Genomic DNA, 23515 nt, shown 5'->3' on the forward strand with positions numbered 1-23515 from the left:
AAACAGGATTGATATGACGAATCTACCCAAGTTCTCCACCGCACTGCTTCATCCGCGTTATTGGTTAACCTGGTTGGGTATTGGCGTACTTTGGTTGGTCGTGCAATTGCCCTACCCGGTTATCTACCGCCTCGGTTGTGGATTAGGAAAACTGGCGTTACGTTTTATGAAACGACGCGCAAAAATTGTGCATCGCAACCTGGAACTGTGCTTCCCGGAAATGAGCGAACAAGAACGCCGTAAAATGGTGGTGAAGAATTTCGAATCCGTTGGCATGGGCCTGATGGAAACCGGCATGGCGTGGTTCTGGCCGGACCGCCGAATCGCCCGCTGGACGGAAGTGATCGGCATGGAACACATTCGTGACGTGCAGGCGCAAAAACGCGGCATCCTGTTAGTTGGCATCCATTTTCTGACACTGGAGCTGGGTGCGCGGCAGTTTGGTATGCAGGAACCGGGGATTGGCGTTTACCGCCCGAACGATAATCCACTGATTGACTGGCTACAAACCTGGGGCCGTTTGCGCTCAAATAAATCGATGCTCGACCGCAAAGATTTAAAAGGCATGATTAAAGCCCTGAAAAAAGGCGAAGTGGTCTGGTACGCACCGGATCATGATTACGGCCCGCGCTCAAGCGTTTTCGTCCCGTTGTTTGCCGTTGAGCAGGCTGCGACCACGACCGGAACCTGGATGCTGGCACGGATGTCCGGCGCATGTCTGGTGCCCTTCGTTCCACGCCGTAAGCCAGATGGCAAAGGGTATCAGTTGATTATACTGCCGCCAGAGTGTTCTCCGCCGCTGGATGATGCCGAAACTACCGCCGCGTGGATGAACAAAGTGGTCGAAAAATGCATCATGATGGCACCAGAGCAGTATATGTGGTTACACCGTCGCTTTAAAACACGCCCGGAAGGCGTTCCTTCACGCTATTAAATCTTCCATGCTGGATGCTTCAGAATGGCATCCGGCATTACCACAGAAAATCCCCCTGATTTAGCGATAAAAGCTCTCTGGATTGCGCCCCCTGGAAGTCGGGCGCATAATTAGTGTGCTTATCTTTTCTTCTTATGTTCACCGCGCCTGGCGCACCAACAGCGGATTGCTATGTCACCCTGTGAAAATGACACCCCTATAAACTGGAAACGAAACCTGATCGTCGCCTGGCTAGGCTGTTTTCTTACCGGTGCCGCCTTCAGCCTGGTAATGCCCTTCTTACCCCTCTACGTTGAGCAGCTTGGCGTTACCGGCCACTCCGCCCTGAATATGTGGTCCGGTATTGTCTTCAGCATTACATTTTTATTTTCGGCCATCGCCTCACCGTTTTGGGGTGGACTCGCCGACCGTAAAGGCCGAAAACTCATGCTATTACGCTCTGCTCTCGGCATGGGCATCGTGATGGTGTTGATGGGACTGGCACAAAATATCTGGCAGTTTTTGATCCTGCGGGCGCTTCTTGGTTTACTTGGCGGATTTGTCCCCAACGCTAATGCTCTTATCGCCACACAAGTACCGCGTAATAAAAGCGGCTGGGCGCTGGGTACGCTCTCCACAGGCGGCGTTAGCGGCGCGTTGCTCGGCCCAATGGCTGGCGGTTTGCTCGCCGATAGCTACGGCTTACGTCCGGTATTCTTTATTACCGCCAGTGTGCTCATACTCTGCTTTTTCGTCACCCTGTTTTGCATCAGAGAAAAATTCCAGCCGGTCAGCAAAAAAGAGATGCTGCATATGCGGGAAGTGGTGACATCACTTAAAAACCCGAAACTGGTACTCAGCCTGTTTGTCACCACGTTAATCATCCAGGTGGCGACGGGCTCAATTGCCCCCATTCTGACGCTGTATGTCCGCGAACTGGCGGGTAACGTCAGTAACGTCGCTTTTATCAGTGGCATGATCGCCTCGGTGCCAGGCGTGGCGGCTCTGCTAAGTGCACCACGACTCGGCAAACTTGGCGATCGAATCGGCCCCGAAAAGATCCTGATTACGGCGCTGATCTTTTCTGTACTGCTGTTGATCCCAATGTCTTACGTTCAGACGCCATTACAACTTGGGATTTTACGTTTTTTGCTCGGTGCCGCCGATGGTGCATTACTCCCCGCCGTACAGACACTGTTGGTTTACAACTCGAGCAACCAGATCGCCGGGCGTATCTTCAGCTATAACCAATCGTTTCGTGATATTGGCAACGTTACCGGACCATTGATGGGAGCAGCGATTTCAGCGAACTACGGTTTCAGGGCGGTATTTCTCGTCACCGCTGGCGTAGTGTTATTCAACGCAGTCTATTCATGGAACAGTCTACGTCGTCGTCGAATCCCCCAGATATCGAACTGATTTTTCGCCTTTCATACTTGCAAAAGCGGAGAATCAGCTATCCTTTTCCCTGAAACCTCATCAACTCAAAGGGAGAATCGTGATGACCATGTACGCAACGCTTGAAGAAGCCATTGACGCTGCACGCGAAGAATTTCTTGCAGACAACCCCGGCATCGATGCCGAAAACGCGAATGTGCAACAGTTCAATGCCCAAAAATACGTTTTGCAGGACGGCGACATCATGTGGCAAGTTGAGTTTTTTGCCGACGAAGGGGAAGAAGGTGAATGTTTACCCATGCTTAGCGGTGAAGCCGCGCAAAGTGTCTTTGACGGCGACTATGATGAGATAGAGATCCGCCAGGAGTGGCAAGATGAGAATACATTACATGAATGGGACGAGGGGGAATTTCAGCTTGAGCCACCGCTGGATACCGAGGAAGGACGCACTGCAGCTGATGAGTGGGATGAACGTTAATCACTCATACGGGCCATGATGTACGTCGATCGGCAGCAGTAAAGTATCGAAAACCAGGGAGAATGGCAGATCAAGGATCGTGACGTAACGCCAGGCGGAGTCACGCACGTCCCATTGCACACCGGGATAATATTGGTTGCCATGCCCCTGCCCCGGTATAGTGCGACTAATGATGCTGCCACAGCCACTCAGCAAGGTCACCATTATGCTCATCACAATTAAACGCATTTGATACCTCTTCCGTAAAAAATACCGGCATAACGCCGGTATTTTTATTGGCTCGTTGTTTTTGCCGGATGCGGCGTGAACGCTTTACCCGACCTACAAAATCTTGCAAAATCAATAAATTGCAGGAACGATGTAGGCCTGATAAGCGTAGCGCATCAGGCAACTACGTTTTTATTGCGAAGCCGCATCCGGTTTACGCAATGCCAGTGGATTGAGCTTTATCCCTTCGTAATAACTCACCCATGAAGAATATCTCTCCGGGGAATTCCAGACGCGGAAATGCAGACGGGCCATCGTCACCGGATCGCTTAGCAGCACCAGGCGACGATCGCGATTCAGCTTCTCTGGCGTCTCGTTCAGCGCCTGTTCAACGTGGCGGTCACGGGCGATTTCCAGCACCTTGCTGGCGCGGTGACGCGCGGTCGCCATTGCGGTTGCCAGAGCGTTAAATGACGGGTTAAACACCGCGTGCATAAAACCATCATCAAGGGAGCATTGACGATTCATCTCAAGGAACCGATCGGTATCAACCAGCACCTGCGGCGGTGAATACTCTTCCGGGATCAGGAACAGTTTCCAGCGTTTGGTTCGCAGACCAACGGTGGCACGGCTGGAAATAACCGAAACAAACGGTGACAGGATCAACGAGAAGACAATCGGTGCCAGCCAGAACAGAAAACGCAGATCCAGCCACGCCATCCCAACAGCCCACACTAACCCTAACAGCAGCTGTGAGCCGTGGCGTTTGAACGCTTCCCCCCAGGAAGTGGAGTCATCATCACGCTGCGGCGAATTCCACACTACTTCCCAGCCAAGGAACGCGCTGACGACGAAGACCGTATGGAACAACATGCGAACCGGAGCCAGCAGCACGGAAAACAGCACTTCCAGCAGCAACGATAATGTAACGCGCCAGAAGCCGCCGTATTCTTTCGTTCCTTTGCACCAGATAAGCAAAATGCTCAATAGCTTCGGCAGGAACAACAGCACCATGGTCGAAGCAAAAAGTGCAATCGCCAGCTCAGGACGCCACTGCGGCCATACCGGGAACAACTGCCGTGGTTGCAGGAAGTATTGCGGTTCGGTCAACGCATGTACTACCTGCAATGCAGTAGAGAGCGCGAGGAACATAAACCACAGCGGAGCGGAGAGATAAGACATCACGCCCGTCAGGAACACCGCACGGTGAACCGGGTGCATACCCTTCACCAGGAACAGACGGAAGTTCATCAGGTTACCGTGGCACCAGCGGCGGTCACGTTTTAGCTCATCAAGCAAGTTAGGCGGTAATTCTTCATAAGAACCCGGGAGATCGTAAGCAATCCAGACCCCCCAACCTGCACGGCGCATCAACGCCGCTTCCACGAAGTCATGTGACAGGATTGAACCGGCAAAAGAACCTTCGCCCGGCAGCGGAGCCAGTGCACAGTGCTCGATAAACGGTTTCACGCGGATAATCGCGTTATGCCCCCAGTAGTGCGACTCGCCAAGTTGCCAGAAGTGCAAACCGGCTGTAAACAGTGGCCCATACACGCGGGTCGCGAACTGCTGACAGCGCGCATACAGCGTATCCATGCCGGACGCTTTCGGCGACGACTGAATGATCCCGGCGTTCGGGTTGGCTTCCATCAGGCGCACCAGGCCGCACAAACAATCACCGGTCATTACCGAGTCAGCATCCAGCACCACCATGTAGCTGTACTGGCTGCCCCAGCGACGGCAGAAGTCATCGATATTACCGCTTTTACGCTTCACGCGACGGCGGCGGCGGCGATAGAAAATCTGACCTTCGCCACCGACTTCAGCGATAAGCTCCATCCAGGCTTTTTGCTCTGCGACGCAGATATCCGGGTTATAACTGTCACTAAGAATGTAGACATCAAAATGTTTGGCATTCCCGGTGGCTTTTACTGATTCCCACGTTGCACGCAAGCCAGCAAAAACACGGTTCACGTCTTCGTTACAGATAGGCATGATCAACGCCGTGCGATGCTCCGGGTTTAATGGTTCATCGCCAACTGTTGACGCAGATATACTGTATTTATCGCGACCAATAAGCAGTTGCAGGAAGCCCATCAACGCCGTCCAGAATCCGGCGGACACCCAACAGAACAGTACCGCAAAGAGGATCAGGATACCGGTTTGCAGCATATAAGGCAGAAGCTGCATAAAGGAAACCCACACATCCTGACCAACCATATCCATAGGATTAATCAGCGCCCACCCCTGATAAGGAAGAATGGTCTTCATATACCAGGTCGCGACAACAGTTTGCGCGAGCGTCAGGATCAACAGAATGTAACGGCGGATGGTACCGACGGTACGCCACTTTTGCTCACTCTCCTGCTCTTCTTTGGTCAAACGAGCCAGATAGCGCGGCGTCACATCGCGTCCACGCAGGCGATCCCAGAAACGGCCTACCGGGTTGGTACGCCACGGGTCGGGAAACATCGAGGAGCGTTTTACTTCTGGCATCGCCTTTAGCTGATCGCGCCCTTCGTCGTCTTTAATTAACTGTCCATCAGCAAGTGAATCTGGCCAGGCTTGTTCCAGACGCGCCTTTACCGAGCCTTGCGGGGAGTCATCCTCCCGCGCCCAGGTGCGGTGTTCGGCATCCAGCGCCTGATGAACGGCGCGGATATCAGTCTTCGGCAATGCCGCTTTCTCGCTTGCGGCGATGGGCATTGCGTCAATGTACTCAGTTGTCTTATTCATTGGCAGGTAACTGGTAGCTCCAGGTTTCACTCAACGTCTGATCGGCATTCACCAGCGCAGCACGCATTTCAGTGGTTTTCTTGGCATCTTTCACTTTCACACGCATCACCAGACGCCAGCCTTTGGTAACCGGGTTATAACGCACCGTGCTTTCAACTATCTCACCATTATCACCAATGCTGGTTTGCGCTGTGACCGGGGTATCCTCTGGCAGTTTTTTCATCTCAGCGCCGGTAAAATCGACCACAAAGGCGATAGTACCGTCAGGCTGGCGAATCAGGTTCGACTGCTTCACATCCCCCGTTGAACGACGCGTTTGTTGCACCCATGCGTTATCTGGCGCATGCAGTTTGTCTTCATCACGGCTGAAGGTGATGGTGTATTTAAAGTTCATCTCTTTACCCGGCTCCGGCAGCTGATCCGGCGTCCAGTAAGCGACGATGTTATCGTTGGTTTCATCGTTGGTTGGAATTTCCACCAGCTCAACGCTGCCTTTGCCCCACTCCCCTTTCGGAGTCACCCATGCGCTTGGACGAAGATCGTAACGATCATCGAGATCTTCAAAGTGGGAGAAATCACGACCACGCTGCAATAGACCGAAGCCTTGCGGGTTTTCCATCGAGAAGCTGCTGACCGCTAAATGTTTCGGGTTATTCAACGGACGCCAGATCCATTCGCCATTACCAGCATGGATAGACAGACCGTTAGAGTCGTGCAACTCCGGACGATAGTTATTTGCAGGCGACGGTTGGTTCGGCCCAAACAGGAACATACTGGTTAACGGTGCAACCCCCAGTTTGCCGACTTTATCGCGCAGATAGATTTTCGACTGCACATCCACAACCGTGTCACGTCCTGGCATAACTACGAATTTGTAAGCACCTGTCGCGCGCGGCGAGTCAAGCAATGCATAAATGGTTAAACGTTTATCAGTCGGTTTTGGACGCTCGATCCAGAACTCTTTGAAGCGTGGAAATTCTTCACCCGATGGCAAGGCGGTATCAATTGCCAGGCCGCGTGCAGAAAGGCCATAAACCTGACCTGCACCAATCACGCGGAAATAGCTGGCCCCGAGCATGCTGACGATTTCATCGTTTTTATCTTTGCTGTTGATCGGGTAAAGCACTTTGAAACCGGCAAAACCAAGGTCTTTTACCGTGTCTTTGTCATGCTGAACATCGCCGAAAGTGAAATAATCCGGGCTGTATTTGATTCGTTTGACTGCGGTGGCAGTCACTTCATTTATTTTGACCGGGGTATCGAAGTACATACCCTGATGGTAGAACTCGAGTTTGAATGGGGTCTTCAGATTGTTCCAGTACGCTTTGTCATGATTAAACTGGATCTGCTGATAGTCCGCGTATTTCATATCGCGGAAAACGGAGGGCAAGTTGCTTTTGGGCGCCTCATAGCCTTTCCCGGCTAAGGATTGAGCTTGCTTTGCGACATCATCAATACTGAAAGCCCAGCTTGAAGATGTATACAGGGTTAACATTACTGCAGCACTCAACCAACGCATTTTCATCATTTGTAGTTTATGTTTCATAATTAGTAAGCACTTCCCCCTTTGTGTGCTTATATCGATCCGATCTATTTTAATGGATAACCTGCCATTCCGACAACAGAATCCCGGTATCGTTCAGCACACTGGCTCATGGATTAAGCACCTGATTGCAACCGTTTTCACTTTCCGTGCTTCTCCTAAAGACAGAAGCATCGACTTCGTGTAGGGTTTGCCAGCAAATTTATTTATCAACCGTCTTACAGACGCTTCCATTCTGGTTAGTGGTAGCGATGATGCTATGCATAAAAACCTTGAAGCCTGCGCCTGGCGCGGTCAGGTCGGTGTCGCTATGGCAACAAGCCTAAAGGCATAACCCGACAGGGATAAGACGAAAAATCCGAGATTAGTTAACCATATATGAACCCAGTACCCGCGCAACGTGAATATTTCCTCGACTCCATCCGCGCCTGGCTGATGTTGTTAGGGATCCCTTTTCATATTTCTTTAATCTATTCGAGCCATACATGGCATGTGAATAGCGCCGAACCGTCATTATGGCTGACCCTTTTTAATGACTTCATCCACTCGTTCCGCATGCAGGTATTTTTCGTTATATCCGGGTACTTTTCCTACATGCTTTTTTTACGCTATCCCTTGAAAAAATGGTGGAAAGTACGTGTCGAACGTGTAGGTATCCCGATGTTAACAGCCATCCCCCTACTGACATTGCCGCAATTTATTATGCTGCAATACGTCAAAGGGAAAGCGGAAAGTTGGCCTGGACTGTCATTGTATGACAAATATAATACGTTGGCCTGGGAATTAATATCACACCTGTGGTTTTTACTGGTGTTAGTGGTCATGACGACGCTGTGCGTCTGGATATTCAAACGTATCAGAAATAATTTAGAAAATTCTGATAAAACGAATAAAAAATTCTCGATGGTAAAACTATCGGTGATTTTTTTGTGCCTCGGCATCGGTTATGCGGTAATAAGAAGAACAATTTTTATTGTGTATCCGCCCATTCTGAGTAACGGCATGTTCAATTTTATTGTCATGCAAACGCTATTTTATTTGCCGTTCTTTATCCTCGGCGCACTGGCTTTCATTTTCCCTCATCTTAAAGCCTTGTTTACCACGCCGTCTCGTGGCTGTACCTTCGCAGCAGCATTGGCATTTGTCGCTTACTTACTCAACCAGCGCTATGGCAGTGGCGATGCCTGGATGTACGAAACCGAGTCTGTGATCACCATGGTCCTCGGTCTGTGGATGGTGAATGTGGTCTTCTCCTTCGGCCACCGTTTGCTTAACTTCCAGTCAGCGCGGGTGACTTACTTTGTTAACGCATCGCTGTTTATCTATCTGGTTCACCACCCGTTAACGCTGTTTTTCGGCGCGTACATTACACCGCACATCACCTCCAACTGGCTTGGTTTTCTCTGTGGCCTGATATTCGTAGTAGGGATTGCGATAATTCTGTATGAAATTCATTTACGCATCCCGTTACTGAAGTTTTTGTTCTCTGGTAAACCGGTTGTTAAGCGTGAGAACGATAAAGCACCAGCCCGTTAAGCCGCGTTTACAATAACCATTCCACAGGCAATATCGACGCCAGTCTGACCATAACCCGCTTCCAGAAACTGGTGGCGGGTTCTTTTTTGAGAACAATCTCTTTCTTTGCATGACGATCAACCCAGTTGATCCGTCCCCACCTGTCCAGACGGAGCTGCCAGGCCGCATCATACTGGCTCTGAATAAAGCGTTTATCAATTAACTGTGCCAGCGTTTCGCTCTCTATCACGAAACCCATTTCAGTATTGAGCAATGTTGAACGCGGATCGAAATTGAAAGAGCCGATAAACACCGTTTTACCATCGATGCTAAAGGTTTTAGCATGCAGGCTGGCACCGGAATTACCGGTTATGCCGCGATCGTGTAACGTACTACTTTGTTCACGCGTCGGCTTGAGTTCATATAATTCCACGCCATAGCGGAGCAATTTTTTGCGCCAGCGCGCGTATCCGGCATGGACGACAGCAACATCGTTAGCGGCAAGAGAATTGGTTAGGATCGCAATCTTTACCCCTTTTCTCACCATACGTAAGAGTTGCGCCACACCTGCGCGTGTCGGTACAAAATAGGAAGAGATAATATCGATGCGTTCACTGGGTGAGCCCATGATATCGAACAGGCGCTGCGGTAACAGTGAATGCCGTTTTGCCTTGCCTTCCCCTTTGGCCGGATCATCACTTAATAAACGTGTTTTCGCCCAGATAAGCGGCAACGTTCCATCAACCAGATGATTTACAAACGGGCTGGATTCCATTTTGCGTAAATAACGATGCGTCATGGCATCGTCATGCCAGGAGGCGGGTAACTCGATGCGATCCGCCATTTCACCTTCCGGGACATCCAGCACCTGCTGTAGGGGTGAAACCGATTTGCAATACCAGTAGCGGGCGAAATCATCGGCAACGTCCTCTACAACTGGTCCTATTGCCATGATATCTAAATCCGAAAAAAGTGGCTCTTCCCCTGCCCCAAAATAGGCATCACCAATATTTCGCCCCCCTACCAGGGTAACCACGCCATCGACAGTGAAACTTTTATTGTGCATACGGCGATTGAGACGGGAAAAGTCGGTGATATAACCAAGCGGACGTAGCAAGCGAAACGAGAAAGGATTAAAAAGCCGGACTTCAATGCGGGGATGACTGTCAAGCAAGCGTAAAATGTCGTCAAGTCCGGGCGTATTGTTGTCGTCCAGCAACAAACGGACGCGAACGCCACGCTTTGCTGCGGCTAACAGGGCGGAAAAGAGTAACCGACCCGACATATCGTCCTGCCAGATGTAATACTGAACATCCAGCGTATGCTCTGCCATTTCGGCCAGACGATACCGGGCGGCAAACGCATCCAGACTTTTCTCCAGAGGAAAAAGGCCACACTGACCGGGATGTTGCGAACACAGTGGCAGCACCGCACTCGCCAGCCGGGGCAAATCATTCATCTCCTTGTTGAGTAAGGAGTCTTTCGTAGAGGTGGGCGTTTTCTTCATCATAACAGACAAAGTATACCTGTTCGGGTAAAGCGTGACGGGTAATAAATTCTGAAACGGTTTTTACTGCGATTTCAGCCGCTGCCGCACGAGGGTAACCATAAACTCCAGTACTGATTGCAGGAAAAGCCACTGACGTATAGCTGTTTGCCGCCACCAGTCGCAGGCTATTGAGATAGGCATCCTGCAAAAGCTGGTCTTCGTTTTGTTCACCACCACGCCAGACTGGCCCGACGGTGTGCACTACGGCTTTCGCGGGAAGATCGCCTGCAAGCGTAATAACGGCATGCCCCGTAGGGCAATCGCCCTGCTGCTGCCTGACTTTTAAACAGGCATCCAGCAGGGCCGGACCCGCTGCGCGATGAATGGCCCCATCGACGCCGCCGCCTCCCATTAATGACGGATTAGCCGCATTCACAATCACATCAACGGCCAGTTTGGTAATATCACCCTGCACAACATGAATACGCGTTTTCATAACGCCTCCTTACACCTTCTTGTTTCTTAAGTGTACAGCAGGCTTTTTGGTTAAATCGCATTTTTCTGCTCAGCAACGTGAGTTGTTCAGAAACTTAGTTATATTCGATGTTCATTACAGCCAGCTTTTTCTGTTTATCAAGATACTGCACTTTTACTGAGGCTATTTGCGCGTTTTTAACATTGCCGCTCATTAACGCTTTGCTGGAATAGGTTCTGCCCGGAACAGAGCCATTCTGCGGGCAGTTCATTTCTACGGGTGTTGACTGGGTGCTGACGTCACATGCCGGTTCCACAATTTGGCCATAAAAGTGGATCACGCCCCCTTGCGCGGTGCTTCCTGCGATGGCAATAAAAGGAAAAAACATACTGCCGAGCATTAGAGAGTCTAAAAAAGGTCTGAACATTTATTCTATTTCCTCAATGATTAGTCATCCTTGAGGGTTGTGTTATCCATACTTTCAGGTTGGCTGATCCGCAGCAGACCATTCTCTCCAGGTTCATCTTATGCTCGATATTTCAACAAATTAAGACTTTTCTGAAGAGGGCGGCCATTGTTGTGATAAATGAAGTGACTGTCCATCAGAAACAGTAACAACTATTTTCACCCGATCGTCCGGGGAAATATTTAAACTCAACTTCGTCAAAGCAATGGGTTGATTAGCAGGCAATGAGAGGGTCTTTTCTTGCTTCGTCTGACTTTGCCCTGAACTGCCTTCGCGCAGGGACAATATTTGTACTCTGCACAGACAAGATTGAGTAAGAGTGACTTCAGGAATAATGGTGTACATATCCCCTTGCTGGGTCGTATTAAAGGTTATCTGACTGGAAAGTGCTGCAAGTAGTAATAACGCATTCATATTCTTCTCCCGAAAAAAAACAGGGCTTGCGCCCTGTTTCTTTAATACAGAGGATGTATTAGTACTGATGAGCGGTCGCGTTGTTACCAAAGCCAACCTGAGTGACGTTAACGCTGGAGTTAGATGCAGTCTGGTCAACAGCAGCACCGTTACCGCCACCGAACTGTTTAACAGTCATAGTAGAATCTTTACCATTCCACTGATCAAGAGTAGCGCTGTTGCCGAAACCACGCTGAGTCAGATCGATTGAGCTGTCATCAGAACCTTGGCCAACATCTGCGCCGTTACCGCCGCCGTGCTGGGTAATGGTCAGATCAGAGTTACGGGCGTCAGCTTGCAGAGCAAGAGCAGAGTTACCGCCACCGTACTGGTAAATGTTCAGCTCTGAATTTGGGCCGCTATTATTACCGCCACCACCGTGGTTACCGCCGCCGCCGTACTGAGGAACAACACCTGCCAGAGCGCTACCAGAGAATACGATTGCTGCAATTGCTGCTACTTTTAAAAGTTTCATGTAAAACCCCCATCGGATTGATTTAAAAGTCGAATGGAAATTAACGTTGTGTCACGCGAATAGCCATTTGCGACTGTCTCTGCACTACAATTGCCGTTTTTTGAGTACCATACTGTGTAATATTTGCTTTATTACCAGAACCTTTCTGGATAATCATCGCAGTATTACCATAAGCACCTTGCGAAATACTGGCATCGTTGGCATTGCCCGCCTGATCAATATATGCAAGGTTATAATCTCCTGTCTGGTCAATCTTTGCCCGGTTGCTACTACCTTCTTGCGCAACAACCGCCAAAAGTTTTGAGCCTCCCTGCCGTAACTGAGCACTATTATTAGTCCCAGCTTGACCAATTATGGCTGCCTGATTAAATGAAGACTTACTCAATTCATTTACCGCAAAGTTATATTCTGAATTAGCTAAATCATAACCTGCTGCGGCTGCAATCCCAGGCGCACCCAGTATTGTTAACATCATAAATAACAATTTGTTTTTCATGTTGTCACCCTGGACCTGGTCGTACATTTAAGAAATTAAATCATTTCAACTTGGTTGTTAACGCAACCTGTATTTTGTTAACGCTGCGTTACGATGGAAAGTATGTCTGCGGAAATATTTTTAATAACTCACCCGCACGTTGTATTTTTCTTTTTTTGTTCATACCAAAGTATTAAAACCCACGTAAATACGCTGTTATCTACGCAAAAATATTTTGTTTTCTTTTAAATCTCCGTTTTCCGCTATCAAAAATCACCAGACAGTCATTCTTCTTGCCCGTCGCTGATTGCTGCGATATGTCTTGCGCACAAGTCGTGACAAACCTCGTCTTTTTGCAGTAAAAAATTGTCCACGGTGGTATGGAGAAAAAACAAGAACGTTTTTCATGACGAAAGGACTACAGCGAAATATTTTTTATATGCATTATTAGTAAGTTAGCACCATTTGTATGATTTTTTAAAATTGTGCAATAAAAACCAAATGTACAACTTTTCTATCATTTATAAACTTAATAAAACCTTAAGGTTAACATTTTAATATAATGAGTTACATTTAGTTACATGTTTAACACTTGATTTAAGATTTGTAATGGCTAGATTGAAATCAGATGTAATCCATTAGTTTTATATTTTACCCATTTAGGGCTGATTTATTACTACACACAGCAGTGCAACATCTGTCAGTACTTCTGGTGCTTCTATTTTAGAGGCAGCTGTCAGGTGTGCGATCAATAAAAAAAGCGGGGTTTCATCATGTTTAATGAAGTCCATAGTATTCATGGTCATACATTATTGTTGATCACTAAACCTTCTTTGCAGGCGACAGCTCTCTTGCAGCACCTTAAACAATCGCTGGCAATTACAGGAAAATTACATAATATTCAACGTTCTCTGGACGATATATCTTCAGGCTCTATTATTCTTCTGGATATGATGGAAGCGGATAAAAAGCTTATCCATTATTGGCAGGATACTTTGAGCAGGAAAAACAACAATATCAAAATATTGTTGCTAAATACGCCTGAAGATTACCCGTACCGCGACATTGAAAACTGGCCTCATATCAACGGCGTTTTTTATGCCATGGAGGATCAAGAACGTGTTGTCAATGGGTTGCAAGGCGTCCTGCGCGGCGAATGCTACTTTACGCAAAAGCTTGCCAGTTACCTGATTACGCATTCAGGTAACTATCGTTATAACAGCACGGAATCAGCCCTCCTTACTCATCGGGAAAAAGAGATCCTGAATAAGCTGCGTATCGGCGCGTCTAATAACGAGATCGCTCGTTCGTTGTTCATCAGCGAAAATACGGTTAAAACGCATCTTTATAATCTTTTCAAGAAGATAGCCGTAAAAAACCGGACACAAGCGGTTTCCTGGGCAAACGATAACCTCAGGCGATAAAGCCATGAAACGTTATTTACGCTGGATTGTGGCGGCAGAATTTCTGTTCGCCGCAGGGAATCTTCACGCCGTTGAGGTAGAAGTCCCGGGATTGTTAACTGACCATACTGTTTCATCTATTGGCCATGATTTTTACCGAGCCTTTAGTGATAAATGGGAAAGTGACTATACGGGTAACTTAACGATTAATGAAAGGCCCAGTGCACGATGGGGAAGCTGGATCACAATAACGGTGAATCAGGACGTTATTTTCCAGACTTTTTTATTTCCGTTGAAAAGAGACTTCGAGAAAACTGTCGTCTTTGCACTGATTCAAACTGAAGAAGCACTAAATCGTCGCCAGATAAACCAGGCGTTATTAAGTACGGGCGATTTGGCGCATGATGAATTTTAAATAAAAAATTGTTCGGAGGCTGCAATGCGTGTCAAACATGCAGTAGTTCTACTCATGCTTATTTCGCCATTAAGTTGGGCTGGAACCATGACTTTCCAGTTCCGTAATCCAAACTTTGGTGGTAACCCAAATAATGGCGCTTTTTTGTTAAATAGCGCTCAGGCCCAAAACTCTTATAAAGATCCGAGCTATAACGATGACTTTGGTATTGAAACGCCCTCGGCGTTAGATAACTTTACTCAGGCCATCCAGTCACAAATTTTGGGTGGGCTACTGTCGAATATTAATACCGGTAAACCGGGCCGCATGGTGACCAACGATTATATTGTTGATATTGCTAACCGCGATGGTCAATTGCAGTTGAACGTGACAGATCGTAAAACCGGACAAACCTCGACCATCCAGGTTTCGGGTTTACAAAATAACTCAACCGATTTTTAAGCCCCAGCTTCATAAGGAAAATAATCATGCAGCGCTTATTTCTTTTGGTTGCCGTCATGTTACTGAGCGGATGCTTAACCGCCCCGCCTAAAGAAGCCGCCAGACCGACATTAATGCCTCGTGCTCAGAGCTACAAAGATTTGACCCATCTGCCAGCGCCGACGGGTAAGATCTTTGTTTCGGTATACAACATTCAGGACGAAACCGGGCAATTTAAACCCTACCCGGCAAGTAACTTCTCCACTGCTGTTCCGCAAAGCGCCACGGCAATGCTGGTCACGGCATTGAAAGATTCTCGCTGGTTTATACCGCTGGAGCGCCAGGGCTTACAAAACCTGCTTAACGAGCGCAAGATTATTCGTGCGGCACAAGAAAACGGCACGGTTGCCATTAATAACCGAATCCCGCTGCAATCTTTAACGGCGGCAAATATCATGGTTGAAGGTTCGATTATCGGTTATGAAAGCAACGTCAAATCGGGCGGTGTTGGGGCAAGATATTTTGGGATCGGTGCAGACACGCAATACCAGCTTGATCAGATTGCCGTGAACCTGCGTGTCGTCAATGTGAGTACCGGTGAGATCCTCTCCTCGGTGAACACCAGTAAGACGATACTTTCCTATGAAGTTCAGGCCGGGGTTTTCCGCTTTATTGACTACCAGCGCTTGCTGGAAGGGGAAGTGGGTTACACCTCGAACGAACCCGTTATGCTGTGCCTGATGTCGGCTATCGAAACAGGGGTCATTTTCCTGATTAATGATGGTATTGACCGTGGTCTGTGGGATTTGCAGAACAAAGCAGAACGGCAGAATGACATTCTGGTGAAATACCGCCATATGTCGGTTCCACCGGAATCCTGATAGATAAAAATGCCGGAATTAATAATCCGGCATTTTACTGTTTAAGCGAAAGCGTGAGTGCCCCTCACGCTTTATTTTTGATTTGCTGCTCACGGTGAGCGGTCTTCGTACTACGCGCCGCCAGCCACAGGCCGCTGTTTTTCATTGCGTAACCAAATACCAGTCCGAGCGCCAGCGAAGGTAACACCAGTTTCCAGTCACCCTGCCCGGCAAACGTCGCGCATGCGCCTATAAACGTTCCCGGAACAAATGAAAGCAGCAGCTGTTTGGCCTGAATACACATCAGAAACGCGACAATACCGGTTATGACATAACCGAGAATTTCCAGATGTGGTGCCAGTGCACTACCGTAAATAATGACCATCGCCCACACCACGCCACTAAGCAGGGTTGCAGCGGAGATCGCCAGCCCTTTCAGCCCACCTTGCGGGCAGGCAAAGTAGGCCGTACAGCCCAGGAAGCCCGCCCAGCTTAGTAAGCCCAGGGAAACAGCCACCCATCCCCAGATACCGGAGAGAATGCCTGTTGTGATTGCAATAGAGAGAAGTATGTTCATGCCGCGCATGATAGCAGAAAACGCGGCCATGAATGAGATCGAGCACACATTTTATGCAACAACAAATTATCTGTTGCAGTTATGAGTGATGCAGATCACATTTACTCTTCAGAATCTTCTTCCAGCTCGTCCCACATTGCACTAATAGCATCGCGGGTTAGCGGTGCCATGGTGCGCCAGAAAGGCGTAGTTGCATGGGCCTCCACTTTGCCAAGGAACGCACCACACCAGGGTAACAGATACTCACTGAACAGTGTTTCCAGTGCTTCGCTCTCATCTTCCGTTGACTGATCTTCCAGCCAGGAAGCCGCGAGCAGCAATGTGCCGATGTGATCGGCTGGCGTATCCGCTAATGGCATCCCCCGTTCGGAAAGAAAAGCGCGCACTTCCGCTTCCGTCGCGCCCTCAACCCATGCGCTACGATATGGCGGCACAGCACATTCATCGCCGATAAACAACGCATTGTAATCGGCAGAGACTTGCGCCATATCACAGCTTTTCTGTAAACGCGTCAGTAACTCATCCTGCTCCAGTGGCCAGTTCGCAGCCAGTTTCCCCTCACGAATCAGGGTAAACAGCGGCACCAGTAAAGGATCTTGCGGTTGGCGGTAATAGAGCGAACCCAGCACACGACAGAGGATAGAAAACTCGTTCATTAATATATTTCCATTACTAGTAATTAAAGGTCTGCAAATTCCGCAATCGGTGCCATACCGCGAGATTCAAGGAAGTTCAGTAAGCGGCGCGGAGAAACATTCAAAATGCGCTCTGGCGGAAAATCTACCGCGTCGAGGATTTTAAGACACTCTTCAAATTCACCCATGGTAAACGCGGTGTGAGAATCCGAGCCTAATGCCACCCAACCTCCAGCGTCACGTACCGCTGCGGCTACCGCACGACAATTGTCTTCACTTCCCTTACGTGAGTGTAAAAAAGAGGAATTATTGATTTCCAGCGCCACCTGATGTTTCGCGGCTGCTTCAGCAACGGCTTTAACATCTATTTCATATTTCGGATTTCCGGGATGGCTTATTATATGCACATTGCCGCTGGCGATAGTGGCGATCATCGCTTGCGTATTGGTCGCTTTGTCATGCGGCGCAAACACCGGCTCATGAAAACCGGCAATAATCAGATCCAGCGAATCAAACATTTTGCCACTGCAGTCAATTTCACCGTCAACATTTTTAATGTTAGCTTCGATGCCGCGTAGGATCCCAACCCCATCAACCACTCGCGGCCAGATACGCATGTTAATGAAGTGCCAGTGATGCGGCGCATCTTCCATATCCGGGCCATGATCGGTGATCGCAAAAAGTTTAATGCCCTTTTGTTTGGCCTGGGCAATGTAATCACTCAATGTGCTATATGCATGCGTGCTGGCAACGGTATGCATATGAAGGTCGACGGGATACATAACTCTCTCCTGTATTCAATTCCCGCCAAGGATAGCAGGAAACCAGATGCTTTATTAGTAGCCGCGTGCGCGGTCGACTTGCCCGCAGAGCCTCTCCCCTTTTTCGAGCTGGGCAATGGTGCGAGAAATGTACTCCACAGCTTCAGCTGGACGGGTAATCGCGGCGACATGTGGTGTTATCGTCACGCGTGGATGTTGCCAGAGCGGACTTTCCGGCGGTAAGGGTTCACGATTAAAAACATCCAACATTGCGCCTTTAACTTTCCCGCTATCCAGCGCCGCGAGCAGGTCATCTTCCACGACATGAACACCACGCGCCAGGTTGAGGAGATACGCGCCATCCGGTAATTTTTCGAGTAATTGTTGATTAATAATGCCGACGGTTTCAGGTGTATTCGGTAACAGATTAATCAATACCCGGCATTGGCTCAGAAATGCAGACAGTTCTTCTCGTCCGGCAAAGCTTTGCACGCCAGGCCACGATTTACGGGTTCGACTCCAGCAACGCAGCGGGAAGCGCCAGGTTTGCAGACTCTGTGCAACTTTACTGCCCAGTACGCCTGCGCCCAAAATGCCGATGGTAAAATCTTCCCGATGATATTCAGGAAGCGGTTGCCAATGCGAACTATTTTGCTGGATGCGGTAATCGTCAAAACGTCGAAACCAATGCAGCACCTGACTGACAGCATATTCCTGCATTTGCTCGCCCATACCGGTATCTTCCAGGCGAAAAAGTGGAACAGAAGGCTTCAGCATTTCAGGGTGTGCCTGTAGCTTGCTCAAAATAGAATCAACACCGGCCCCGAGTGCGAACACCGCTTTAAGATCGCGCCCTGCCAGCATTTCAACTGGAGGATGCCAGACTAAAGCATAATCAGCAGAGTCATTATCTCCGCTTTTCCATGCTCTGACTCTTGCCTGAGGAATAGCTTTGCGCAGTGCCTCAATCCACCATTGGGTATCGAACGTTGGGTGATAAAAGATGATATCCATACTGACTCCCGAAAAGCGTTGCGCAAAATTTATTCGCACTTATCGTTATGATCTACAAAAGCCACCAGCATAACAAATCCGTGGTCGGTGGCAAAAAAAGCAAATTTCGCTTATTAAAACTGCATATTGATTGAAGTTTGAATAATCGAGCGATTTTTTAAAAAAGTTTGTTGACCTCAGGTCATGATTTCCCTAAATTAGCGCCCGTTCCAGCAAGACAGGAACGACAATTTGGTGAGGTGTCCGAGTGGCTGAAGGAGCACGCCTGGAAAGTGTGTATACGGCAACGTATCGGGGGTTCGAATCCCCCCCTCACCGCCATATTTAAAGAAGAGCTCGTACGAAAGTACGAGCTTTTTTTTCGTATATTGCATAGACCGGGGGGATGAGAAGCCCCAGGCGGAGGTCGACAACTAGCGACAGACTCATTCATCATCCTTGCGGTTGATAAGAATTTCTGCCTCTTTTACTACCACCTTATTACGCCCGGTCTCTTTCGCCTCGTAAAGTGCGTTATCAGCCAGTTGATAGATCTCCTTAGGGTTTAACTCATTTTTCTGCGTTACAACAGCGCCAATACTAATCGTCACTTTTTGTGGTATGGCGTATTCAGGATTATCACCAGTTAAACGCTCAACATTTTCCCGAATCCTTTCCGCTAAAGCTTTCGCACGTTCAGTATCGATGTCCGTCAGCAAGACGCCAAACTCTTCGCCGCCGACGCGCGCAAAAAGGTCATCTGGCCGTATGCTTTTCCCAATGATACTCACCACTGTTTTTATCACCTGATCGCCAACCGGATGCCCCCAGGTGTCGTTGACTTTTTTGAAGTGGTCGATATCCATAATCATGACGCAATAAGGCGTTTTTTTGGCCGATGCTGATTGAACTGTCAGTTCATTAAAAAAATAATTTCTGTTAAATATATTGGTTAAGGAATCGCGATGTGCAATGTCCTTTGTTACTCGTAGCGCACTGAATATATGGCACATAAATATTACCATAACGGTTAACTTACTGACTACTTCAATAGTGCGACTAATATACCAAATGGACACGCTATACCTGCTCATAAATAAAAGAGAGACATTGTACAGTACGGCACAAAAAGCAATCACCGTCACTCCATTCCAGATATCACAGCGTAAACCATTAAAGTATAGATTAACTGAAAGCAAGGTTAACCACATGAAAATCATTATGGTAACATATGATGTTTTCCAAACCACCTGATCATTTTCATTGGTTAACTCGGCAATGTGTAAATTGTAGCTCTCATAATGACTAGAAAGTATGTGAGCAACTATCGGCCCCCCAACAACAAAAAACAAACTTATGCACAAAGTCATTTTTTTGGAAAATAAATTGCGCTGTTTTGTGTTTTCACTAACTTTATTCACCAATGCCAGAAATATTAATATGCACAAACTCATCTGACGAAACAAATAATAGATTGCAATGTCATTTTGAACAACACTGCTTGTCAAACGCCCCTCAATAATTTGCTGAATGATAATGACGGTTTTAATAAAGTAAATCAAACAACTTAGAAAAGCCAAACTAAGTATACAGTTTGAAAATTGCCTACGGTCATAAATGAAATACAACTGCATAAAAATAAATGCAACAGTATCGATAAAAAATAAAGCAATCATAACCATCAGATAGGTTGATCGTGGAACAACTTCCTCAACGGTTGGCTGATTGAACCAACTATTAACCAAAACCAATGCAAGCCCAAACAATAAGCTCACTAATACAGTACTACTAATTCCCAAATAGTCTTTTTCCATAAAGCTACACCAACCTGTAGGTTGTAGATCCCTTTTTATTATTAATAGATATAAGAACTGTACTGTTGTCAATATGAAAATCCACCCACAAACAATACCGATGATGATAGTTGCAGAATGCAATTATTATCACTTTAATGCTTTATATATTTTTTGCTGCAAGGCAGGCTTGCAAATACTTATAAAGGATTATAATAAAATCATTATAAAGCATTAATTAATAGATACATTAGGAATAACAATTAAATTCGTGAGTGCAGTAGCGCTGCCTTTCATCAGGACTTTCGAAAAATCCGAAATTATGCATCGGAATTTACTGATTTAATTATTTTAATCCTAATTTATTTTGAAAAAGGCATTGGGATTTATGCCGTATTCCTGAAGATCCTCATCATTGGAATGGATTTTCGGGCGAGAAAAGGATTTTATATGGACAATCTGCTCATCATTTCTTCTTCTCATCATCAACAATTCACGTGTCTCTTCCGCGTTTAATAACGGATTATGAGATGCAAAAATATCTTTCTTTTCAGTTACCTGTAATTAGATATAGAGAGAGATTTTGGCAATACATGGAGTAATACAGGATGTATTCAAGTAGCAGAAAAAGGTGCCCGAAAACCAAATGGGCTTTGAAACTTCTTACTGCCGCATTTTTAGCAGCGAGTCCCGCGGCGAAGAGTGCTGTTAATAACGCCTATGATGCATTAATTATCGAAGCTCGCAAGGGAAATACTCAGCCAGCTTTGTTATGGTTTGCACAAAAATCAGCACTCAGTAATAACCAAATTGCTGACTGGTTACAGATTGCCTTATGGGCCGGGCAAGATAAACAGGTTATTACCGTTTACAACCGCTACCGTCATCAGCAATTACCAGCGCGTGGTTATGCAGCTGTCGCCGTCGCTTATCGTAACCTGCAACAATGGCAAAACTCGCTTACACTGTGGCAAAAGGCACTCTCTCTGGAGTCGCAAAATAAGGATTATCAACGGGGACAAATTTTAACCCTGGCAGATGCGGGTCACTATGATTCTGCGCTGGTTAAACTTAAGCAGCTTAACTCTGGAGCACCGGACAAAGCTAATTTACTCGCAGAAGCCTATATCTATAAACTGGCGGGGCGGCATGAGGATGAATTACGGGCGATGACAGGGTCATTACCTGAAAATGCCTTAACGCAACAATATCCCACAGAATACGTGCAGGCATTACGGAATAATCAACTTGCTGCCGCGATTGACGATGCCAATTTAACGCCAGATATTCGCGCTGATATTCATGCCGAACTGGTCAGACTGTCGTTTATGCCTACGCGCAGTGAAAGTGAACGTTATGCCATTGCCGATCGCGCCCTCGCCCAATACGCTGCATTAGAAATTCTGTGGCATGATAACTCAGACCGCACTGCCCAGTACCAGCGTATTCAGGTTGATCATCTTGGCGCGTTATTAACTCGCGATCGTTATAAAGACGTTATTTCTCACTATCAGCGTTTAAAAAATACGAGGCAAATTATTCCGCCCTGGGCGCAATATTGGGTTGCGTCGGCTTATCTCAAAGAACAGCAGCCAAAAAAAGCACAGTCAATAATGACAGAGCTCTTTTATCACAAGGAGACCATTGCCCCGGATTTATCCGATGAAGAACTTGCGGATCTCTTTTACAGCCACCTGGAGAGTGAAAATTATCCCGGCGCGCTAACTGTCACCCAACATACCATTAATACTTCGCCGCCTTTCCTTCGGTTAATGGGCACGCCTACGAGCATCCCGAATGATACCTGGTTACAGGGGCATTCGTTTCTCTCAACCGTAGCAAAATATAGTAATGATCTTCCTCAGACTGAAATGATAGCCAGAGAGCTTGCTTATAACGCACCAGGAAATCAGGGACTGCGCATTGATTACGCGAGTGTGTTACAAGCCCGCGGTTGGCATCGTGCAGCAGAAAATGAATTAAAAAAAGCAGAAGTGATCGAGCCACGTAATATTAATCTGGAGGTTGAACAAGCATGGACAGCATTAACGTTACAAGAATGGCAGCAGGCAGCTGTCTTAACGCACGATGTTGTCGAACGTGAACCGCAAGATCCCGGCGTTGTACGTTTAAAACGTGCGGTTGATGTACATAATCTTGCAGAGCTTCGTATAGCTGGTTCAACAGGAATTGATGCCGAAGGCCCGGATAGTGGTAAACATGATGTCGACTTAACCACCATCGTTTATTCACCACCGCTGAAGGATAACTGGCGCGGTTTTGCTGGATTCGGTTATGCCGATGGACAATTTAGCGAAGGAAAAGGGATTGTTCGCGACTGGCTGGCGGGTGTTGAGTGGCGGTCACGTAATATCTGGCTCGAGGCGGAGTACGCTGAACGCGTTTTCAATCATGAGCATAAACCCGGCGCGCGCCTGTCTGGCTGGTATGATTTTAATGATAACTGGCGTATTGGTTCGCAACTGGAACGCCTCTCTCACCGCGTTCCATTACGGGCAATGAAAAATGGTGTTACAGGCAACAGTGCTCAGGCTTATGTTCGCTGGTATCAAAATGAGCGGCGTAAGTACGGTGTCTCCTGGGCTTTCACTGATTTTTCCGACAGTAACCAGCGTCAGGAAGTCTCACTTGAGGGTCAGGAACGCATCTGGTCTTCACCATATTTGATTGTCGATTTCCTACCCAATCTGTATTACGAACAAAATACAGAACACGACACTCCATACTACAACCCTATAAAAACGTTCGATATTGTTCCGGCATTTGAGGCAAGTCATTTGTTATGGCGAAGCTATGAAAATAGCTGGGAGCAAATCTTCAGCGCAGGTGTTGGTGCCTCCTGGCAAAAACATTATGGCACGGATGTCGTCACCCAACTCGGCTACGGGCAACGTATTAGCTGGAATGACGTGATTGATGCTGGCGCAACGCTACGCTGGGAAAAACGACCTTATGACGGTGACAGAGAACACAACTTATACGTTGAATTCGATATGACATTCAGATTTTAAGGA

General features: G+C 47.6%; 23 protein-coding genes and 1 tRNA gene. 10 read left to right on the forward strand and 14 right to left on the reverse strand.

The window, feature by feature from the left end:
• Positions 1 to 13: 13 nt before the first annotated feature.
• The 3 genes from lpxL to msyB all read left to right on the forward strand — a co-directional run bounded on the left by lpxL (position 14) and on the right by msyB (position 2789).
• Positions 14 to 934 carry a kdo(2)-lipid IV(A) lauroyltransferase gene (lpxL, locus tag EAS44_RS15690; protein WP_001295958.1) on the forward strand — a complete coding sequence of 307 codons (921 nt, stop codon included), beginning with the start codon at positions 14 to 16 and terminating at the stop codon, positions 932 to 934.
• A 171-nt stretch (positions 935 to 1105) separates the two neighbouring features.
• Positions 1106 to 2332, forward strand: a complete 1227-nt coding sequence (mdtG, locus tag EAS44_RS15695) for a multidrug efflux MFS transporter MdtG (protein WP_000074171.1) — start codon at positions 1106 to 1108, stop codon at positions 2330 to 2332.
• Between the two features lie 82 nt (positions 2333 to 2414).
• On the forward strand, positions 2415 to 2789 hold the full coding sequence (gene msyB, locus EAS44_RS15700; RefSeq protein ID WP_001295957.1) for a MysB family protein: 375 nt from the start codon (positions 2415 to 2417) through the stop codon (positions 2787 to 2789).
• Here msyB and yceK read toward each other — a convergent pair whose 3' ends face one another.
• From yceK to mdoG, 3 genes are all read right to left on the reverse strand, one after another.
• Complete coding sequence (yceK, locus tag EAS44_RS15705) at positions 2790 to 3017, reverse strand: YceK/YidQ family lipoprotein (protein WP_001237186.1); 228 nt, start codon at positions 3015 to 3017, stop codon at positions 2790 to 2792.
• A 171-nt stretch (positions 3018 to 3188) separates the two neighbouring features.
• Positions 3189 to 5732 (reverse strand): glucans biosynthesis glucosyltransferase MdoH, encoded by a 2544-nt coding sequence (mdoH, locus tag EAS44_RS15710; protein ID WP_001331938.1) that lies wholly within the window; start codon positions 5730 to 5732, stop codon positions 3189 to 3191.
• Complete coding sequence (gene mdoG, locus EAS44_RS15715) at positions 5725 to 7260, reverse strand: glucans biosynthesis protein MdoG (protein WP_077759299.1); 1536 nt, start codon at positions 7258 to 7260, stop codon at positions 5725 to 5727. Before mdoG ends, mdoH begins: the two co-directional genes overlap by 8 nt.
• A gap of 393 nt (positions 7261 to 7653) precedes the next feature.
• On the opposite strand from mdoG, the gene mdoC reads away from it, so the two are divergent.
• Complete coding sequence (mdoC, locus tag EAS44_RS15720) at positions 7654 to 8811, forward strand: glucans biosynthesis protein MdoC (protein WP_001070346.1); 1158 nt, start codon at positions 7654 to 7656, stop codon at positions 8809 to 8811.
• Positions 8812 to 8818: 7 nt separating this feature from the next.
• On the opposite strand, the gene clsC is transcribed toward mdoC, so the two are convergent.
• From clsC to csgB, 6 genes are all read right to left on the reverse strand, one after another.
• Entirely contained in the window at positions 8819 to 10300 is a 1482-nt protein-coding gene (gene clsC / locus EAS44_RS15725) for a cardiolipin synthase ClsC (protein WP_001350584.1), read from the reverse strand.
• Positions 10242 to 10775 (reverse strand): O-acetyl-ADP-ribose deacetylase, encoded by a 534-nt coding sequence (ymdB, locus tag EAS44_RS15730; RefSeq protein ID WP_000857405.1) that lies wholly within the window; start codon positions 10773 to 10775, stop codon positions 10242 to 10244. The genes clsC and ymdB overlap by 59 nt, the downstream gene beginning before the upstream one ends.
• Positions 10776 to 10869: 94 nt before the next feature.
• Complete coding sequence (gene ymdA / locus EAS44_RS15735; RefSeq protein WP_000489568.1) at positions 10870 to 11181, reverse strand: type 1 fimbrial protein; 312 nt, start codon at positions 11179 to 11181, stop codon at positions 10870 to 10872.
• A 120-nt stretch (positions 11182 to 11301) separates the two neighbouring features.
• The gene (gene csgC / locus EAS44_RS15740) at positions 11302 to 11634 is read right to left on the reverse strand and encodes a curli assembly chaperone CsgC (protein ID WP_000992818.1); all 333 of its coding nucleotides are present in this window, start codon (positions 11632 to 11634) and stop codon (positions 11302 to 11304) included.
• A 58-nt stretch (positions 11635 to 11692) separates the two neighbouring features.
• On the reverse strand, positions 11693 to 12148 hold the full coding sequence (gene csgA / locus EAS44_RS15745) for a curli major subunit CsgA (RefSeq protein ID WP_000771435.1): 456 nt from the start codon (positions 12146 to 12148) through the stop codon (positions 11693 to 11695).
• A 40-nt stretch (positions 12149 to 12188) separates the two neighbouring features.
• Positions 12189 to 12644 (reverse strand): curli minor subunit CsgB, encoded by a 456-nt coding sequence (csgB, locus tag EAS44_RS15750; protein ID WP_001360656.1) that lies wholly within the window; start codon positions 12642 to 12644, stop codon positions 12189 to 12191.
• Positions 12645 to 13396: 752 nt separating this feature from the next.
• Between csgB and csgD the strand changes: the two genes are divergently transcribed.
• From csgD to csgG, 4 genes are read left to right on the forward strand one after another with little or no spacing between them, the layout of a single operon-like run.
• Positions 13397 to 14047: a biofilm master transcriptional regulator CsgD gene (gene csgD / locus EAS44_RS15755; RefSeq protein ID WP_000481500.1), complete on the forward strand. Its 651-nt coding sequence runs from the start codon at positions 13397 to 13399 to the stop codon at positions 14045 to 14047.
• 4 nt (positions 14048 to 14051) lie between these two features.
• Positions 14052 to 14441: a curli production assembly/transport protein CsgE gene (gene csgE, locus EAS44_RS15760; RefSeq protein WP_000833288.1), complete on the forward strand. Its 390-nt coding sequence runs from the start codon at positions 14052 to 14054 to the stop codon at positions 14439 to 14441.
• A gap of 24 nt (positions 14442 to 14465) precedes the next feature.
• Positions 14466 to 14882 carry a curli production assembly/transport protein CsgF gene (csgF, locus tag EAS44_RS15765; RefSeq protein ID WP_001264088.1) on the forward strand — a complete coding sequence of 139 codons (417 nt, stop codon included), beginning with the start codon at positions 14466 to 14468 and terminating at the stop codon, positions 14880 to 14882.
• 26 nt (positions 14883 to 14908) lie between these two features.
• Positions 14909 to 15742, forward strand: coding sequence for a curli production assembly/transport protein CsgG (gene csgG / locus EAS44_RS15770; protein ID WP_001189321.1), 834 nt, complete (start codon positions 14909 to 14911; stop codon positions 15740 to 15742).
• A 64-nt stretch (positions 15743 to 15806) separates the two neighbouring features.
• On the opposite strand, the gene ycdZ is transcribed toward csgG, so the two are convergent.
• The 4 genes from ycdZ to ghrA form a co-directional block, all read right to left on the reverse strand.
• Entirely contained in the window at positions 15807 to 16298 is a 492-nt protein-coding gene (gene ycdZ, locus EAS44_RS15775) for a DUF1097 domain-containing protein (protein ID WP_001309402.1), read from the reverse strand.
• A 101-nt stretch (positions 16299 to 16399) separates the two neighbouring features.
• Positions 16400 to 16954: a molecular chaperone YcdY gene (ycdY, locus tag EAS44_RS15780; RefSeq protein WP_001001909.1), complete on the reverse strand. Its 555-nt coding sequence runs from the start codon at positions 16952 to 16954 to the stop codon at positions 16400 to 16402.
• 23 nt (positions 16955 to 16977) lie between these two features.
• Positions 16978 to 17715 carry a zinc-binding phosphatase gene (ycdX, locus tag EAS44_RS15785; RefSeq protein ID WP_000283664.1) on the reverse strand — a complete coding sequence of 246 codons (738 nt, stop codon included), beginning with the start codon at positions 17713 to 17715 and terminating at the stop codon, positions 16978 to 16980.
• A 54-nt stretch (positions 17716 to 17769) separates the two neighbouring features.
• Entirely contained in the window at positions 17770 to 18708 is a 939-nt protein-coding gene (gene ghrA / locus EAS44_RS15790) for a glyoxylate/hydroxypyruvate reductase GhrA (RefSeq protein ID WP_000351298.1), read from the reverse strand.
• A gap of 233 nt (positions 18709 to 18941) precedes the next feature.
• On the opposite strand from ghrA, the gene EAS44_RS15795 reads away from it, so the two are divergent.
• Positions 18942 to 19029: transfer RNA gene (locus tag EAS44_RS15795), tRNA-Ser, on the forward strand.
• Positions 19030 to 19133: 104 nt separating this feature from the next.
• Here EAS44_RS15795 and dgcT read toward each other — a convergent pair.
• On the reverse strand, positions 19134 to 20501 hold the full coding sequence (gene dgcT / locus EAS44_RS15800; protein WP_000409834.1) for a GGDEF domain-containing protein: 1368 nt from the start codon (positions 20499 to 20501) through the stop codon (positions 19134 to 19136).
• Between the two features lie 587 nt (positions 20502 to 21088).
• Between dgcT and pgaA the strand changes: the two genes are divergently transcribed.
• The gene (gene pgaA, locus EAS44_RS15805) at positions 21089 to 23512 is read left to right on the forward strand and encodes a poly-beta-1,6 N-acetyl-D-glucosamine export porin PgaA (protein WP_000287442.1); all 2424 of its coding nucleotides are present in this window, start codon (positions 21089 to 21091) and stop codon (positions 23510 to 23512) included.
• The last annotated feature ends 3 nt before the right edge of the window (positions 23513 to 23515 follow it).

It is taken from the genome of Escherichia coli DSM 30083 = JCM 1649 = ATCC 11775, from assembly GCF_003697165.2.
GTDB lineage: Bacteria > Pseudomonadota > Gammaproteobacteria > Enterobacterales > Enterobacteriaceae > Escherichia > Escherichia coli.

Excerpts from the sequence above, each read along its gene's own strand:
- lpxL (WP_001295958.1), top strand. The coding sequence starts at position 14 with ATGACGAATCTACCCAAGTTCTCCACCGCACTGCTTCATCCGCGTTAT.
- mdtG (WP_000074171.1), top strand. The coding sequence starts at position 1,106 with ATGTCACCCTGTGAAAATGACACCCCTATAAACTGGAAACGAAACCTG.
- msyB (WP_001295957.1), top strand. The coding sequence starts at position 2,415 with ATGACCATGTACGCAACGCTTGAAGAAGCCATTGACGCTGCACGCGAA.
- yceK (WP_001237186.1), bottom strand. The coding sequence starts at position 3,017 with ATGCGTTTAATTGTGATGAGCATAATGGTGACCTTGCTGAGTGGCTGT.
- mdoH (WP_001331938.1), bottom strand. The coding sequence starts at position 5,732 with ATGAATAAGACAACTGAGTACATTGACGCAATGCCCATCGCCGCAAGC.
- mdoG (WP_077759299.1), bottom strand. The coding sequence starts at position 7,260 with ATGATGAAAATGCGTTGGTTGAGTGCTGCAGTAATGTTAACCCTGTAT.
- mdoC (WP_001070346.1), top strand. The coding sequence starts at position 7,654 with ATGAACCCAGTACCCGCGCAACGTGAATATTTCCTCGACTCCATCCGC.
- clsC (WP_001350584.1), bottom strand. The coding sequence starts at position 10,300 with ATGATGAAGAAAACGCCCACCTCTACGAAAGACTCCTTACTCAACAAG.
- ymdB (WP_000857405.1), bottom strand. The coding sequence starts at position 10,775 with ATGAAAACGCGTATTCATGTTGTGCAGGGTGATATTACCAAACTGGCC.
- ymdA (WP_000489568.1), bottom strand. The coding sequence starts at position 11,181 with ATGTTCAGACCTTTTTTAGACTCTCTAATGCTCGGCAGTATGTTTTTT.
- csgC (WP_000992818.1), bottom strand. The coding sequence starts at position 11,634 with ATGAATGCGTTATTACTACTTGCAGCACTTTCCAGTCAGATAACCTTT.
- csgA (WP_000771435.1), bottom strand. The coding sequence starts at position 12,148 with ATGAAACTTTTAAAAGTAGCAGCAATTGCAGCAATCGTATTCTCTGGT.
- csgB (WP_001360656.1), bottom strand. The coding sequence starts at position 12,644 with ATGAAAAACAAATTGTTATTTATGATGTTAACAATACTGGGTGCGCCT.
- csgD (WP_000481500.1), top strand. The coding sequence starts at position 13,397 with ATGTTTAATGAAGTCCATAGTATTCATGGTCATACATTATTGTTGATC.
- csgE (WP_000833288.1), top strand. The coding sequence starts at position 14,052 with ATGAAACGTTATTTACGCTGGATTGTGGCGGCAGAATTTCTGTTCGCC.
- csgF (WP_001264088.1), top strand. The coding sequence starts at position 14,466 with ATGCGTGTCAAACATGCAGTAGTTCTACTCATGCTTATTTCGCCATTA.
- csgG (WP_001189321.1), top strand. The coding sequence starts at position 14,909 with ATGCAGCGCTTATTTCTTTTGGTTGCCGTCATGTTACTGAGCGGATGC.
- ycdZ (WP_001309402.1), bottom strand. The coding sequence starts at position 16,298 with ATGAACATACTTCTCTCTATTGCAATCACAACAGGCATTCTCTCCGGT.
- ycdY (WP_001001909.1), bottom strand. The coding sequence starts at position 16,954 with ATGAACGAGTTTTCTATCCTCTGTCGTGTGCTGGGTTCGCTCTATTAC.
- ycdX (WP_000283664.1), bottom strand. The coding sequence starts at position 17,715 with ATGTATCCCGTCGACCTTCATATGCATACCGTTGCCAGCACGCATGCA.
- ghrA (WP_000351298.1), bottom strand. The coding sequence starts at position 18,708 with ATGGATATCATCTTTTATCACCCAACGTTCGATACCCAATGGTGGATT.
- dgcT (WP_000409834.1), bottom strand. The coding sequence starts at position 20,501 with ATGGAAAAAGACTATTTGGGAATTAGTAGTACTGTATTAGTGAGCTTA.
- pgaA (WP_000287442.1), top strand. The coding sequence starts at position 21,089 with ATGTATTCAAGTAGCAGAAAAAGGTGCCCGAAAACCAAATGGGCTTTG.